Consider the following 16,035-nt stretch of genomic DNA (forward strand, 5'->3'; position numbering starts at 1 on the left):
GAAAGCGTGATCAACACCATCGACATCTCTGGTGGGTTTCCACTGACGCTTCACGGTCACTGGTGCAGGGCGACAATGGCCGCCTCCGTCGCAGGCTGGTGCGCCGACAATGCCAATGCCGCTTGGTGTCTGGCCCCCGATCACCATGGCGAGCTTGAGGTGACGTTCGCTCTCGCAAGCGATAAGAACGCCTTCATTCGCTGGCTCGCCAATGACCGGGGCACCCGGTGAATCGCTCGGGATCAGCGGGACAGAATGGCTCCCGCCACAGGCAGTGGGTGAAAGACCTCCGAAGCCGACCCAGAGACGAGGCCGCACGGTTGATTGCCGCGCAGTATCCCCGTCTGTCTGCCAAGGAAGTCGAAGAAAGGCTCTCACTGCTCGACGCCCCACTTCCTCCGATCAAGATGCCGACCAAGCCGACCAAGCGCGCGACTAAGGCTCAAGCCGCCTTGAAGAGAGCGATAGCGCGGGCCAGAAACAGCCAGCCTGCGAAGCAGGATGAACTGTCCAAAAAACTACTCGCCGATGTCGAGGGAGGGCGCCTCCGAGACCTGTAAAGGTTAGGAAATTTTGTGCCTGCGACCGTCGAATAATAATGAGTGGGCGGGGTCACTCAGATAAGATGGATAAATAGATCAAAGCTCTCTGGTTTGGGTCCAGACGGAAGCAGGTTTTCAGGAGATCGCACTCGGCGTCTCGTGATCCAGCCCCGGCCGGTGACCCAAACCCGGCCGGGGCTTTTCTGTTTCGGCGAGTCGTCAGGCCGTGATCTGGCGAGGCTCATAGCACTCAGGGGCATAGAGGCGGGCGGCCCCACCCGCACAACTGGAAAAGGCCGGGATACAGGACCGGCACAGGCGCCGAGAGTGGGCAAGTGGAATCCAATCTGTCGGAGCCGTCCACACCATAAGGTCTGAAAGGACCGTCGTCCGTTGCAGCGGGCGTAGGCAAACTGATCCGGGGTCCGTCGAAACAGAGTTGAAGCCCCGGAATCTCGCGAAGCGTTCCCTCGTTCTGCGTTAGCGAGAGGCACCGCCCTTGTGCAATGGGCGGTCAACCGTTGTGAGGTGACACGTCACTCTTAACCGGCCATTCGATTGGCAGCGGATCGTCCGAAGCGACGACGTGGTTCTGATACCCCTGTCACCGCAAGGATACGGGCGATTTGCTGGCACCGGGCAACCACCAGCGGGATAACACCCAAACGTCGCTGACGAGGTTCATTACTGGCTCAGGAATGAAAACCATCCCCCTGTCTCTCCCATCTCTGCCCCGGCATGCCGGATTCCAGTGTGTGGGAGGGACAGGGGGAATTGTTCAATGGTCTAAGAATGCTGGGGATCGAGATCGCTTAAGAAACGACCATCCTCATGGCTCTCAAACGTCTTGGCCGCGAACGCCAGTGAGCGAGCCAAGCGCGCCGAGAGCCGTTCGAGCGAAGCTCGGACGACGCACGCCCTTGATTGATATGTCTGCGAAGAAGGTGTGCACATATCCCTGCTAATTCGGACAGGTTCGCCCTTCTCGCCACACACCTGCATCATGCCGATGTGCACCATTCGCACATACCGTTGAGCTAAGAACCTGCTCGACATTCCAGTTGGGACGGAAAGCAGTCGAAGTGACCGACGAATACCGAGAAGTGCGTGTAGCCTATCAACTCAGCGAAGCGGTTTTGGCCGTCGCATCCCAGCCGGGAGACACGCCACCTGATCAGGTCACAGGTCTGATGGCGCACTTCCAGCGTTTGTTCACTGCCAAGTTTGCTCTTCGTTGGGACTTCTTGACGGACGAGGACTTCACGCGCGCGATCCAAGCGGACCCACGGCCTTCCCGGGCAAATAGACTCCTGCTTTCGCATCTTCTGCGGCTCGCCGAGGCTTATCAGGTGCTTTCCGTCTGGAGAGTAGTCGAACTGGCGGCTCCTGCCGTGCGAGCACTTAACGCCAACGAGGTGACCGCCGCCTGTGTCCTCAGCCGCGCTCTGCTCGAAGTGGCAGCGAGCTTCGCCTTAGCTGTGCCTCGGATCGAGAAGTGGTTCGTCGCACTGCCATGGGATCGTGTGGACGAAGCATTCCTCGACGCAGAGGAGATGGAGCAGTTCCTGACTCGGCTCGTGTTCGGCTCGCGGTTAGGAGATGGCGTCGATGTCCTCAAGCAGGTCAACATCATCACTCAGCTTGAGAAGCTGGACAAATATGCTGAACGCCTCGGCCATCATCCCAAACTGGTTCAGGAGCGTTATGCGACGCTGAGTGAAGCAGCGCATCCCAACTTCCTCGGCTTTGAGCGTTTCACGTCGGGCATGACAAAAGAAGCCGGGGATGGCTGGTCCACTCGTCACACGAGCTTCGGTGCCAAAGGCGCCGCTTCGGAGCACCTTGTGAGAACATGCGTGTGGGCCTTGGCATTCGCTCACTCCATCATGATCTCGAATGTCCCGAGGCTCGACGAGGCGAAGAAGGCATACCTATCTGCGCTGGGCGCACCGCTGCCTCACCGCGAGAAATGACTCACGTCTGCGGATACCGGGATGACGCTGCCAGCAGCGGTCACATGGTCATCACCAACGAAATCCTATGAGGCCCAAATGTCGATCTCGCATGAACCGGACGACGCCGACTCGCTGATCCAGTTCGGGATGCTATCGCCCGTCATCGACGGCTGGAGTGAAGCCTACCTCGACGAGCATGAGCCGTGGTTCACCTTCTGCCGCGATCTCAACGAGGCCGTCATGAAGCTGTTCATGGACCATTGGCGGGACGGCGAAGGTGGGTTGAGCAAGGCCCTCTACCCTACAGCCGCTCGCATCTTTGGGCGAGCCATGAACGCCCACGTCTCAGCAATCCTGCTGTGCGAGCGCGGCCTTGCCATTGATGCCGCCGGGCTGGCGCGGTCGATCTCCGAGAGCAGCTTCTGGCTGGCCTACATGGCGCAGAAAGCGGACCAAGCACTTTCTGATCTCGACGCCGACGACATCAAGAACCAGATCGCGCGCGAGAAAGAGTTGCAGCGGGTATCGGACAACCAGCCCGAAACCATCGTAGATTCAAAAGCGCGAGAGGCCGTGTTGGAAACAAGACTGGCAGGGCGCAAGCCACCAGCTATCGGTGCTATCGCTAAGGAATACGGCCCCTCGAACGGCTATCTCAACTACCGGATAATGAGCGGCTTCTACAGCCACGTCTCCCAAGCGTCTCTCCGGCACAATTTCCTGCCGACGGGCGACAAGACGGGGATGAACATCCTCGGCCCACACTCGAAGGAAATACCAGCAGCCCTCTACTTTGCTGCGAGCAGTTTGATTGACTGTGCTGGCGCCTACGCCGCCATTGTCGAGGACGCAAACGCGGTGGCGACGTTTGTCGAGGCTCAATCCGCATTGGACAAACTTCGCGACGAGAACATGCCGATGCGAGACCCCGAACAATCTGATTGAGTTCGGATCACTCGACGGGAGACGGGAAGGAAAACGCTCCCGCTGATGTTCGCAGGGATGGTGCTTGCCGATGTGGCCGCGCCAACGGCTTTGTTCGGCGATCTGGTTGACGGTTTCAGCTTCCATGAGACCCTGAAGCTCCACCATAAATGGAGGTCAGTTGGCGCCGTTCGAAGAACCGCTGCGATGTCTCGCGGTCAGCGTAGTCCTTGACGAGGCTGGCGAGGTCGATGGCATCGAACTCGAAGCATTCCTGAACCACGTCGCGGGCCGACATCAGTGGCTATCAACGTCAGAATGGCTTTTCGTCGAGCCTCCGGTCGAGGCTGACGGGCATGTGACAGTGCCCGTCGTGATGTCGGAAGGAAGGGCAGTTCAGGCGATCTTGAACGATCTGACCAACGAACCCCAGCGGATCATTTTCGACCTGCCGACAACTTCGGCCGAAACGCGGAAGTGGCGGTGGGTCGCGTTCCAGACCGCGCCGAACAGCCAAGGTCAGGGGCGGTTTCCATGGGAGGTCGCCCATGCGTGATGGAGGCTTGCTCGGCTGGTGCACGGAAGCTCTGGTCAAGCTTGATGACACTGCCCCCGGTGTTCTGGCCCGCGTGCTGACGGCGGCGCCCGCCCGCCGTCAGGCAATCTTTGCTGCGTTGGCATCTCGGGAAGAAAACGTCGGCGTTTACGATGCCGGTGACGATCTGCTCCCGATGTCGTTCGCAGAGGTGATCCGCCATGGCCGTCCCGGCGACATCCTGCGACGGGCGTTCCGCGAAGTCCCCGAGGGCCTGTCCGGTGTGCTTGCACAGATCGGCGAACGACCGCTGCCGCGTCCCAGAGATTACATCGCTCTTCGCGACCTCCTCGCTGATGAGGATACGCGAGCAGCGGATGCGCTGCGCGGTTCAGGCCGGATCACCTGTCGGAAGCTGGATGTCCTAAATGCGCTCGATCATCGCTGGCGGCATGCCAACACGCTGGAGCGGATCGACAGCGGCGGCGAAGCCCTGATGTTCAATCAGGCCATCGGCTTCATCCAGTCGCTGAACTCGAAGGCGACCGATGAGGTGGTAGCTGGAGCTATCGCCGCGATGCGTCCGACCTCCACGCTGGCTCGGTTGCTCGACCGGTTCTTACAACGTGCAGATCAACTGCCCCCGCATCCCATCGCATCGGGCGACAACGAACTGCGTCCGCTGCTCTCGATGAGAGATGTGTTGGACGCTGGCCGACGCTATCGGAACTGCCTCCGTCATCGCCTTGCCGATGCGGCAGTCGGCCGGATGGCTCTGGCCGAATACCGGGGCAAATGCCTCGTGGAATTCCGCCCGCTGACTACCGGAGCGGGCTGGCTTCTCCGAGATGTCCACATCGAACGAAATCGCCCCGTGCCGTTGAGCTTGTTCGCCGACGTGGAGGCGAAATGCGACGAGATCGGCATTCCCCGGATCAACGAGGCTGGAGGCGGTGATGGTCGCTCCAGCTACCGGCATTTCACGAAGGAGTTGGAGTGGGGCTGAAGTCCGCTCACTTCAATGATCTTGAGCTTCCCTCAAACGCCTCGCGTCGAGCGACACGCAAGTCATCCAAGGTCATGCCTCCGCTGCGGTGAACCATGCGGTGACAGTTCGCGCAGACCAATGCGAGGTCGGCTGCCATCGTGATCACCGCCTCGTCTGATTCACCGAGCGGCACGATGTGGTGAGCCTCGATGTAGCCCAAGCCCTTTGGGCCATAGGTCGCGGCGAAGTCGAACTCGCAAACCACGCATGCGAGTCTTCCGGTGCGTTTCAGTGTTGAGAGTTTGAGTTTTTTTGCAAGATCGGCTGATCGTCGTTCCCGTCGCAGATGAGCCTTCAGAACAGGCGTGCCTTCGCTCACCTCTTCATGATCCAGCCAGTCGTCGTCGATCTTGTCATCATGAACAAGCGGCTGGGGAGATATCAGGTGTTCCCATTCGCCCGGCTGTGTCTCCACCACCTCGAAGCCCAACGCATCGAGCAAACTCCCCGCAGAGAATGGCGTCGCTATGCCGCCAGAGAACTCCGTGGGCTTCAGGACGCGACCAACATCAGGAACATGTTTGAATGCAACACCGACGATTGGCTTTGTGTCGAAATATTCGCCCTCAAATTTGAGATAGTAGCGACGCGAGATGTGGAAACCGTGCTTCTTCCGAAACACATCCCGACCTTCTCGCTTGCTCTCTTCAATCGCGCGTTTCACGGCCGGAACAGAGAGCTTTTTTAGGTCGATAGCCCCTTCGCTGATCGGCACTACGCTGCTCTCCCGGTTGCGCCTCGACCGTCCAAGAAAGCCGCATCCAATGCGCCCTGATGCGTGTCGAGCCAGCCCTTCGGCCGCTCGTAGTCAGGCATCAGCGTGGCCATGTGCGCCCAGAAATCTGGGCCGTGAGAGCGCACCGTCAGGTGCGCCAATTCATGGGCGACGACGTATTCCAGCACCGCCTTCGGCGCGAACACGAGCGTCCAGTTGATCAGGATGGAGCCGGTCGGGCCACAGGCGCCCCAGCCGGTCTTTATGTCGGCGACGCGAATCGTGCGCGGCTTCAGGCCGAACCGGCGGCGATAGGCAGCGGCGATGTCCATGACATCCCGACGCACGCGACGCTTCAGCCACAGTTTGATCTCGGTGGCGACGATGGCGTCCTGATCCGCGTCGCGGACCCATGATGGAAGATCGACCAGAAAGCCGTTGCGGTAGTCGATCTCGATGTGCGCGCCGTCGTGTCGGCGCACGGTCAGCCGAGCCATCCTTCCGCGATACGGAATCTTCGAGCCGGTCATGAAACGGGGCACGACCGCGCGCTTCGATGTCTTGGTTTCAAGCTCCCGCAGGGTGTTGAACAGCCACTGCCGTTTGCGGTCGAGGAAGGCGTCGATCTCGGCGTCGTCGTCGGTCGTGAGGGCAAGCACCTCGACGTGGCCGGGCGTGACCGTGATCCGCCGTTCAGACGCAGCAGCGGATCGGCGAAGTTCGTAGGCGACCTCGGTCTGGCCGATGCGGACGACGCCCATCAATGGCCCTCGGCGTAGGCGTGAACGGCGTAGTCCTCGATCTCGTCACGGACGCCGTTGGCGTCGTCCAGTTCGAGCGGACGCAGCAGCTTGCGGACCTCGCGGCGAAGCTCCTTCTTGTAGCCGTCCATAAAGAACCATGACGGCTGGCTCTTCTGCGCTCCAGCGTAGAGATCGCCGACCTCGATGGCGACGCTCTGTAGCGCGGTATGGTCCGTCTCCGACGCATGCGGCTCCATGATCCGCAGGATAGCGAAGGCGCGCTCGTCCATGCCAAGTTCGTCGTGGGCGCCCGCCTCGGCCGCGATGCCGCCGGTCAGGTCTTCGAAATCCTTCAGGCCCTCGGCGGCGGCGATCTGGCCTTCCTCAAAGCGACGGATGATCTCCAGCACGCGCTCGGAGAAGCGGCCGTATTGGGCCGGGTTCTTATCGACCAGTTCGCGGGTGACTCGCTTCAGTTCGGCGGCCTTCCGCACGAACGCCTCGTGAAGCTCCTCTTCCGACTTCTCTTCGGTCTGGAAGTCGTCCTTAAAGTCGGGATCGGTGATGTTGCGAAGCCGAACGGTCGTGGTCAGGCCGGTGGCCCGAACGTGTTCCTCCAGCATGTCCCTGATCTTGCCCGAGTAGGTCAGGTGATCGAGGCTCTCGTCCTTGGTGATCGCCTGTTGAGCCAGTCGCAGGAACGTCGCGGCCCACTTCATGTCTTCGGTGAAATCGAGGATCGCCGGATCGGGCGACAGGTCGCCGTAGGTCCGCACGAAATGGCGGCCCAACCGCTGAAGCTCGAACCAGTCGTCCTCGCGGCCATCCGCCACCAGCTTCTCAATGGCGTAGGCGGCAGCCTTCTCGTCCATGCCGTCGAGGCCGAGCAGCCGCCTCTGGCGCACGAACTCGGCGTGAGTTTTCCGCAGGTCGCGGCGCAGCAGATCGAGGTCGCGCAGCGCGTTCTGCACGTCGTCAGCGCGGTAGGAGGACAGGGCGTCGTCGAGGTGCTGGGTGACGCCGATGTAGTCCACAATCCGGCCGTGCGGTTTATCGACGGTCGAGCCGTCCGGTCGCTTGATCGAGCAAGTCCGGTTGGTCCGGGCGATGGCCTGAAGCAGGCCGTGCTCGCGCAGCGGCTTGTCCAGATACATGACGTGCTCGTTCGGCGCGTCGAACCCGGTCAGCAGCTTGTCGCAGACGATCAGGAAGCTCGGCTCATCGCCGCTTCCCTTGAAAGCCTTCTTGGCCGCCTTCTCCCCGTCCGCATCGAGGTAATGGGCGCGCAGTTCGGCACGGACGGCTTCGATGTCCGCATCCTCGCTCGGCTTGTCGTCCTCTTGGCTCTTGGAGAAAACGCACGCGATCATCCGCTCGGCCTTCGCCGTCGCGTCCGCCTCGGCTATGCCGTCCTTCACCAGATCAGCGGCGATTACCCCGGCCAAGGCCAGCCGGTAGAGCACGACCGACTCGCGGTCGATGGCGACGATCTGGGCCTTGAAGCCATCCGGGCGACAGGTCTGTTTGAAGTGCTCCCAGATGTCGCGTGCGATCAGCCGGATGCGCTCCGGGTGCTTGGCGATCAGGGCGAGGCTGACGCCCTTCTGCTTCAGCTTCTCACGCTTCTCGTCGGACAGATCGACGAACCAGCGGTCGAACAGGATGTCGATCTCGGTCTCGTTGATCGACCACTCGGTCTTCCGGCCCTCGTAGAGGATCGGAACGGTCGCGCCGTCGCGCACGGCGTCATCAATCCCGTATTTGTCGAGGTAGGTCTCGCCCGGCTCGCTGAAGCGGGCATAGGTGTCCTTGTCGGCCTTCTTGATCGGCGTGCCGGTGAAGCCGAAGTAGCGGGCGTCGGGCAGGGTCGCCTGAAGGAAGGCGCCGAGGTCTTTCTCCTGCGTGCGATGGCACTCGTCCACCAGAACGATCCAGTCTTCCGAGTTCGGGATCGGCTCCTTGGAGCCTTGAAACTTGAAGATGGTCGAGAGCAGGATTTGGCCCGAGCCGCCGCGCGCCACCGCCTCGCGCAACGCCTTCACATCTCCCGCTTGCTTCGGGTTGGGCAGGCCGCAGGCGACGAAGGTCTTGGAAATCTGATCGTCCAGATCAATGCGGTCGGTCAGGACGAGGATGTTCGGGTTCTGGAGCGTCGGCGCGTCCACCGTCAGATGAGTCTTCAGCTTCAGGGCGAGGAAGACCATAGTCAGGCTCTTGCCCGAGCCTTGGGTGTGCCAGATCAGGCCCTTCTTTTTGGTCCCCTCGGCCACGCGGTTCACCGCCTTGTTGACGGCCCGGAACTGCTGATAACGGCAGACCTTCTTGATCCGCCGTCCGGTATCGGGATCGGTTTCGAAGACGATGAAGTGAGCCAGCAGGTCCAGCAGTCGCGACGGCTCCAGCAGACACCACAGGTCTTTCGTCAGGTCGTCAGCGAATTCATCGCGGGTGCGCGGCCATGGGTCAGGCCATGGCGCGTAGAACTTCGCCGGGGCGCCGGTCGCGCCATACAGCGTCGCCATGCCGTCCGTGACGATGTTGAAGGCGTTGGGATAGAAAAGGCGCGGGATGTCGCGCTCATACTGCTTGATCTGCTCGAACGCCTCACCGGAGCGATCCGCCGCTTTCAGTGGGCATTTCGCCTCGATCACGACCAGAGGAATGCCGTTCACGAACACCACCAGATCGGCGATGCGCGACCGCTGCGCCTCCACCTTGAACTGGCGCACAACGTGGTAGCGGTTCCTATCGGGCCGCTTGAAGTCGATCAGGACCACAGGCTTGTCCTTGGCCTCCCCCTTCAGCCGCCGGGAATAGGCTCCGCGCAGACGCCGTTGCCATTCCTCGTTGTCCGACAGCGTGGACAGGTCGTTGTAGATCGCCTCGGCGTCCTCGGCGCCGAACCCATCGTTCAGAGCCTGAAGGGCCTCGATCAACACCGGCTTCAGCAGGACGCGGTTCGCCTCCTGCCGCATCAACATCGCCGCCTCGTGATGAAGCGCGGCGTAGCCCATCGCTGTCAGAGCATCGAGCGCGGGCTTCTCGGCAAGGCGGTATTCACTCATGCGGGCACCCTGACACGACCGGAGAGAAGTTGCTCGGCAAGTGCGGCTTTCAATCCGGCCAGCTTCAAACGAGCCTGTTGGGCTTCCGCCACAGCAGCTTCGATTGCCGCCAACTCACGTTCGATTGCTGTTTGCTCGTGAAGAGTAGGAACCGGAACGGTCTTTTCCTTAAGCAGCTTGAAATGTCGCGCGTAACCTTCCGCCTGTAGATCGAGAGACTGCAGCGCATAATAGAAATATCGAGGCTGTATCCCCTCAATGGGGTTTAGACATTGGGTTCCATCAGCACCGATGACGAAGGGAAAATCCACGAACTTCAGTATGCGGGTGTGATCACCAAAAACGATTACAGGGAGATCGTATGGCCACACCGCGCTTTCTTCGTCGGTGAAGCCGCAGATAAATCGCGCACCCTGATCGACGATTGGATAGCGGCCTGCGTCAGCATATCGGTCAGTCTGGAGCTTCAAGAGCTTTTCACCTCGGTTCTTTCGAAGTGCGGCAGCCACAGTTATCTCTGACGAAGCTCGTCGCGCTTCTCCGATTAGCTCCTCTCGTCGGCGACGGAACACTATCTCACCAGCGCGCCCCACATCGTTCGCAGAGGCAATCGCCTCATCCACCGACCGTAACACCTCGGCGATCCGTCGCTGCTCGTCGGGGGGCGGTAGAAGGACGGGTGTTGCGAGATAGCTCTTGAAATCCAGATTGCGGATACCCGTCGTTGCCTTCTGGAGATTCTCGGTCCCCCCAGCCGCATAGAAGCTATCGAGCAGGTAATAGGCAAATCTGTCATCGACCCCCTCTCGCGTTCGTAGAATCTGGAGGAAGTTGGAGGCAGAGAAATTCCCTGCCGCATCGAACCGATTGACCCGGCCGACAGGTTGGGCCGGGCTGCCACCTGATCTCTCCAAGAGGATATCACCGGGGTTCAGCCGCTTCTGGCCGAGCTTCTTCTCGTCGAATTTTCGGAGCGCGGCAGTTTCGTAATTCAAGCCGCCAGATTTTAGGAAGTTAGCGGATCGGAGCACGAGAATGTTGCCGTCGCTCGCTCCGTCTTCGCCCCAATGTCCGGGTGTGTTCACCGCAAAAAGGGAGCCTATGTCAGTCGCGGTCCACTCCTTCGGCACCTCACCCGACATAGCCGAGCCTCTTCAGGTGCCCGAACATCACAGCCTCGGCTTGGTCCCGCTTGGCGATCAGGTCTTGGAGCTTGGCGACCTCGGCGGCCACATCAACGGATTCGGCATCCGCGCCGGTTTGGACGTAGCGGCTGATGTTTAGGTTTCCGCCGTTGGCGGTGATCTCATCCACCGGCACAACCCGTGCCAGCTTTTCGATGTCGGCGAAGCCGTGGAAGGCATCGGCCAGTGTCCGCACGTTGGCGTCGGTCAGATGATTCTGCGCCTTGCCCGGCGTGAAGGTTGCATCGCCGTTGATTACCAACACCTTGCCCTTCCGCTCGCCGGGCTTGGCCTTGCGGATAATCAGGATCGCGGCCGGAATGCCCGCGCCATAGAATAGGTTGGGCGCCAGTCCGATCACCGCCTCGATGATGTCGGCCTTCAGCATCGCCTCGCGGATACGGCCCTCGGCGCCGCCCCGAAACAGCACACCGTGCGGCACCACCACGCCCAACATGCCATCGTCCTTTAGCGAGGCGATCATGTGCTGAACGAAAGCGAGATCGCCATAGCCCTTGGGCGGCACCCCATACTCGTCCCGGCCGAACGGATCGCCGTTAGTCCAGACCTCGTGACCCCAGACTTTCTGTGAGAAGGGCGGATTGGCCAGAACCCGGTCATAGGCGCCGACGCCCGGCGTGAACTCCTGCGCGCGAGGATCGTATCGCTTGGGATCGAGGATCGTGTCGCCCTTGGCGATGAAGGCGTCGTCGATGTCGTGGAGGAACAGGTTGATCTGGGCGATGGCCCAAGTGTCCAGTTCCTTCTCCTGCCCATAAAGCGACAGGCTGCGCGGGTTTTGACCCTTGTCCTTCAGGTGCTGGACCGCCTCCAGCAGCATGCCGCCCGAGCCGCAGGTCGGGTCATAGATCGACATGCCCGGCTGGGGGTCGAGACATTCGACAATCAGCTTCACGACCTGCCGGGGCGTGTAAAACTCGCCGCCCTTCTTGCCCGCGCCTTCGGCGAACTGCTCGATCAGATACATGTAGGCGTCGCCCAGCATGTCGGGCGGCACGTCACTGTTCCGCAGCCGGTGCTTCTCGAAATGGGCGAGCAGCCGCTCCAGACGCGCGTCGGGGAACCGCTCCTGATTGGCAAAGTCCACATCGCCGAACACGCCCTGAAGGCGCATATTCGCGTCCATGAGGGCGGCGAAGGCGTTGTTCAGATGCTGACCGATCTGGGTGGCGTGCTTCCTGACCGCATTCCAGTGATGCTGCGGCGGGACGTGGAAGCGGTGCTCGTCAGGATCGGCCGCCTCCTCGCGGTCGCCGGTCTCGGCCAGCAGAACCTCGAACTCCTCGTCCCACACGTCGCAAAGGCGCCGATAGAACAGCAGGGCGAAGATGTAGTCCTTGAACTTCCCCGCATCGACATGGCCGCGAAGGATGTCCGCCGCCTGCCACAGATGCCGTTCAAGTTCCGATTGCGTAAGCGTAGCCACTGAAGCCCCCAGCGCGATGACCGCACGGGATCGTTGAATCGACTGAGGAGCGAGCGGTCAACCGATTAGGCACACCGCACGTGTTTTGACCGGCGTCGGTCGCGTCAGGTTCAGGCGAAGGGCTTAGTATCGCGAGCCGCATTCTTGAGGAAAGCTGCATTGATCGAGCCGAAAAGGCTCTCAAACCGGTCGAGCGAATCTGATGACAGAACGGACGCAGGATCGTTGGCCATCTTGGTCAGGAAGAGGCGCGTCGGCCGGGTTTTATGGAACTCCAATCCGACTTCTGAGAATGCCAGTTCGACGCGCTTGGCGATCCTTGGAACATGGCTGTTTAGGGTGAGCTTCTTGCCCTTCAGTTCCTTCGCATAGCTTTCTCGAACGAGGCTTTCATATGTGCTGGGATCGAGCAGGTCTTCGATGTCGCACTCTGAAGGCGCGGCACCGCTGGGGAAGGCGCCGCTGACGAAGACCACGTTATCGCCACGGATTAGTTTGCCCTTCACGAGGCCGTCTCTCGTGGCCTTCGCATCCTTCTCATCGTCGAACAGGACCAGCACGTTAAGCTGCTCCGAGGTGAGCAGAGCCACCATGTAGTGGACCTTCTGCGCGCCACCCGCCGGGGTGATCGTCAGGTCGCCATGGAGTCCGGTTTTGCCGAGATCGTTCAGATGCGCTGACACCGCCGAGAGTATCCAGAAGTCCGTGACGCCTTCGACAACAAGATTGTTCGGGCCGACAAACAGGCTCTGAGCGAGATCGTAGCCCAACGCCGCCTGAAGGGGAAAAAGCGTGCGAGCGTCACCAGTCGGATCATTCGAGACTGTGGTGCCGACGCCCTCCGCGATGTTCACGGTTCGCACGGAGTCCAATCGGTGCGTGGGGACCATGAAGGGCGAGTGGGTTGTGTAGAGAATCTGGTTCACGAAATCGTCTTCAAGGTGCTTGAGCAGATCACCCTGCGACTTGGCGTGAAGGTAGAGACCGGGTTCGTCGAGGAGCAGGATTGCGTCATCCGCATCGCCGCCATCCGTGTCGGCTGCGAAGACGATGTAAAACGCGAAGAACCACTGGAAGCCACGGCTCCGCTCGTCGAGATTTACCTCGACGTCGTATATGGCGTTCGGGTCCGAAATCAGTGTGTCGAAGTGCTGAGCGTCGAGGTTGAAACGGACTTTTAGCTGGCGGTCCTTCCAGCGTTCCCGAATGGCTGTCGTGACTACAGCCCCGGCGCGATTCACCAATTGCGCTCGGGTTTCCTGATCGTTCGATTGGAAGAGCGTCTGAAGCTGTTCGGGGTCCAAACCCGCGACCTTGCAGAGCTTCTGGAAGTTCCGGTCGGCGTCCGTTGTCCCGCCATGTTGCTGTCGAGACAGGTAGGCCGCGATGTCCTGATGGCCCTCAATCTCAGGATAGTCGTCGAGATAGAGGAACACCGGCAGCAGCCCCACCAACCAGTTCCGAGCCGCCGCATGAGCGTCTTCGTCCTTGGGGATCGCTTCGGCTCGATCCTCAAGGGAGATCACATATGCTTCTTGTGTCTCACTCAGTTCGGCATCGGCCGTGGCCAGCGCGACGCGAAGCGTTGCGAGAACTGGCTTCGCCGCCTCAGCCCACGCTTTTTCGCTCGTCTTGGCCACAATCTCGGCATCGAAGGTATCGGCCGCTGCTTCCAGAGCCGCCTTTGCGGCCTCATCCAAGCCCGCAGCCTTTGCCTTGACCGCCGCCACGATCTTCTTCGCGAGATTTCGGACTTCCGCGATATCAAACGCGCTTGCTGGGACCGCAATATTCACCCAGCGCGTTGCGCCGTATCGACGCCCGATCTCGACCTCGGTCACCCCGCTGGCACGAGGCCATGTGGCCGCAAGTCTTGCCTGTTCTGACGGCGTAAGCGTCCATTTTGTGGAGACGACCTGAGTTAGGTCTGAGCACTCAGCAAGTTTTCTGTGGCGCGGAAAATCCTTGATGGGGTTCAGCTTGGCAAAACCCTCGGCGGGATTCAGAGTGTGCAATCCTCGAAGAAGATTGGATTTGCCGCTTTCGTTCCGGCCCAGTAGGGCGGTGATCCGTGATGCGTCGATGTCACCGCTGTCGTTGATCGAGCGGAAGTTGGTGATGCGAAACGACTTTAGCTGCATGGCGCGTCACGCGCCCGAAGGCGCAGTCTCCCGTTGGCTTTTTGCAGCACACGCAGAGCTACCCGCGCATGCAGACCCGAACCATCGCGCGATTCTCGGCCTCATGCGAATCGGCGTTCGCCGAGCTTCTAACTCTGCGCGATGCAATCGGCTGGCCGCAGATAAATACCGGAAAGGAGACCTCCGGTATGACGATCTACCACCACTTTCTCGAACGCGGCCTGACTGACTCTCGAAGGCACTTTTCGTCCGCTTGGCTCTGCCGAGCGGATAACTACCTCTGTCTCCGGGCGGGGCGTGAAGCGTCTGCTGACGCTCTGGTCGAACTCTTCCAGACCCTCTGGCGTGAAGGCCGTATCATGCTCGCGGCGAGGGTCGCGTGGGCGGTGCTTTGGCTCCCAGAAGGGGCGCGTCGATGAATGACGACGACCTCTTGTTTGGCTTAGATGACCTCGAACGATGGAAGCGAGGTGACCACCCAGAAGATTGGCTCGAACAGCGCAAAGACCTTCTTGTTGCGCGGTGCCAAGCCCAGACGGCGCGGCTGGAGCAACTTCTCGCTACCGCCAACCGAGCATTGGTTGCGCGTCTCAACGAGCCGCTCTGAAACCTGCCACGGCCGCCCCGCTGAAATGATCGGCTTCTGCCTCGCATTCGAAAGGCTCGATTCCAAATCCGGCCTCGGCAGCAATGGTCCTCACAAAAATCCAGTCCCGAGGCAGGACGCTGAACATCCAGCCATCGTGACCTTGATCAAGGCGGTATGGCACGCTGTGAGCGTCGAGTGCTTCGGCCATTGGGCCGGGCGTCTGACGTTCAGCCCAAGCGATAATCCGCATGTGCTTTACTCCTGACTGGTTTAGGCAGCACGCCGGAGGCTCATGCGAGCCTTGGCCATGCGGTCGAGGAAAATGCGCGGCATGACGCCGCCCGGCGGAATGAAGTCGGGCTGATCGGGGCTGACCAGCATTGCCTTCATGTCTTTTGCCCAGAGGCGAGGTTGCTCGGGGTTGTAGGAGATGAACTTGGCGACAGCCTTGAGCGTCCGGGGCGACCCGTCCTCCAGTCGAAGGAGGTTCACCGTGAACCACTCCAGCGCACGGTCCTGAATAGCTGGAGAGATTGATGTTCTCTCGTCAGGCTTGTGGAGCATGCGCTGGCAGATCGCGAGATAGCAGGAGTATTCCCACGCAGTCAGGCGATCTGCGCCGATGTAGAGAGGTGCGACGCGCGACCGCAGCGCGCTGACGTGGGGCCGCATTTTCGGCTCGAACTGCCGGTCGTCCCGCAAGTCCTTGTTGGAGGTCAGGACCAGCGGTGCAGTCAGGGGTATGCGAACGACCTGCATCACCAGTTTGCCGTCTTCGTCTGGTTCCCTACGCTTGGTTGTCCAGACCCGGTTCCCCGCCTGATCCATGGCCTCCTTGAGGATATTGGCCTGTCCTTCCGACTTCAGCACGTTGTCGGCCTCTTCGAGGATCAGCGGCTGGCGGTTGCGGTGCGCCATCTCAAAGGCGTCGAGAAGCTGGCGTTGATCGCCGTGCTTGAAGAACAGTCCCTTCAGACCGGCCGCGCTGAGTGCTTGGCGGATCGCTTCGCTCTTGCCCATGCCGGGTTGCCCGCACAGGATCGCTCCGGTTTCGGCCGTCTTGGTCTTGTCGAACACATAGCCGAGCTTCCGCGCGGCATCGTCGATGTCGTCGCACAGGGGATTGGTGGTCGGCACCGCCTCCCAG

At 60.7% G+C, this 16,035-nt stretch carries 13 protein-coding genes; 6 read left to right on the top strand and 7 right to left on the bottom strand.

Annotated features, from left to right (window positions below):
* The 5 genes from BJP32_RS17380 to BJP32_RS16085 form a co-directional block, all read left to right on the top strand.
* Positions 1-231 (top strand): hypothetical protein (locus BJP32_RS17380; protein WP_158043317.1); only part of this gene is annotated, 231 nt, incomplete at its 5' end.
* Between the two features lie 1,393 nt (positions 232-1,624).
* Positions 1,625-2,515: a hypothetical protein gene (locus BJP32_RS16070; RefSeq protein WP_143255494.1), complete on the top strand. Its 891-nt coding sequence runs from the start codon at positions 1,625-1,627 to the stop codon at positions 2,513-2,515.
* Positions 2,516-2,593: 78 nt separating this feature from the next.
* Entirely contained in the window at positions 2,594-3,442 is an 849-nt protein-coding gene (locus tag BJP32_RS16075) for a DUF5677 domain-containing protein (RefSeq protein ID WP_076224809.1), read from the top strand.
* A gap of 160 nt (positions 3,443-3,602) precedes the next feature.
* Positions 3,603-3,977, top strand: coding sequence for a hypothetical protein (locus BJP32_RS16080; protein WP_076224811.1), 375 nt, complete (start codon positions 3,603-3,605; stop codon positions 3,975-3,977).
* Positions 3,970-4,962, top strand: a complete 993-nt coding sequence (locus BJP32_RS16085) for a hypothetical protein (RefSeq protein WP_039248597.1) — start codon at positions 3,970-3,972, stop codon at positions 4,960-4,962. The genes BJP32_RS16080 and BJP32_RS16085 overlap by 8 nt, the downstream gene beginning before the upstream one ends.
* A gap of 7 nt (positions 4,963-4,969) precedes the next feature.
* Here BJP32_RS16085 and BJP32_RS16950 read toward each other — a convergent pair whose 3' ends face one another.
* From BJP32_RS16950 to BJP32_RS16120, 6 genes are all read right to left on the bottom strand, one after another.
* Entirely contained in the window at positions 4,970-5,719 is a 750-nt protein-coding gene (locus BJP32_RS16950; RefSeq protein WP_198935305.1) for an HNH endonuclease, read from the bottom strand.
* Positions 5,719-6,480 carry a M48 family metallopeptidase gene (locus BJP32_RS16100; protein ID WP_076224816.1) on the bottom strand — a complete coding sequence of 254 codons (762 nt, stop codon included), beginning with the start codon at positions 6,478-6,480 and terminating at the stop codon, positions 5,719-5,721. Before BJP32_RS16100 ends, BJP32_RS16950 begins: the two co-directional genes overlap by 1 nt.
* Positions 6,480-9,527: a type I restriction endonuclease subunit R gene (locus BJP32_RS16105; protein WP_076224818.1), complete on the bottom strand. Its 3,048-nt coding sequence runs from the start codon at positions 9,525-9,527 to the stop codon at positions 6,480-6,482. The genes BJP32_RS16100 and BJP32_RS16105 overlap by 1 nt, the downstream gene beginning before the upstream one ends.
* Entirely contained in the window at positions 9,524-10,669 is a 1,146-nt protein-coding gene (locus BJP32_RS16110) for a restriction endonuclease subunit S (protein WP_076224820.1), read from the bottom strand. The genes BJP32_RS16105 and BJP32_RS16110 overlap by 4 nt, the downstream gene beginning before the upstream one ends.
* Positions 10,659-12,158 carry a class I SAM-dependent DNA methyltransferase gene (locus BJP32_RS16115; protein WP_076224822.1) on the bottom strand — a complete coding sequence of 500 codons (1,500 nt, stop codon included), beginning with the start codon at positions 12,156-12,158 and terminating at the stop codon, positions 10,659-10,661. The genes BJP32_RS16110 and BJP32_RS16115 overlap by 11 nt, the downstream gene beginning before the upstream one ends.
* Before the next feature lie 110 nt (positions 12,159-12,268).
* Entirely contained in the window at positions 12,269-14,299 is a 2,031-nt protein-coding gene (locus BJP32_RS16120) for an AAA family ATPase (RefSeq protein ID WP_076224824.1), read from the bottom strand.
* 470 nt (positions 14,300-14,769) lie between these two features.
* On the opposite strand from BJP32_RS16120, the gene BJP32_RS17245 reads away from it, so the two are divergent.
* Positions 14,770-15,153 (top strand): hypothetical protein, encoded by a 384-nt coding sequence (locus tag BJP32_RS17245; RefSeq protein ID WP_143255495.1) that lies wholly within the window; start codon positions 14,770-14,772, stop codon positions 15,151-15,153.
* 5 nt (positions 15,154-15,158) lie between these two features.
* Here BJP32_RS17245 and BJP32_RS17385 read toward each other — a convergent pair.
* On the bottom strand, positions 15,159-16,035 hold an 877-nt coding region (locus BJP32_RS17385), incomplete at its 5' end, for a hypothetical protein (RefSeq protein ID WP_158043318.1).

The sequence above is a fragment of the Brevundimonas sp. ZS04 genome, assembly GCF_001956865.1.
GTDB lineage: Bacteria > Pseudomonadota > Alphaproteobacteria > Caulobacterales > Caulobacteraceae > Brevundimonas > Brevundimonas diminuta.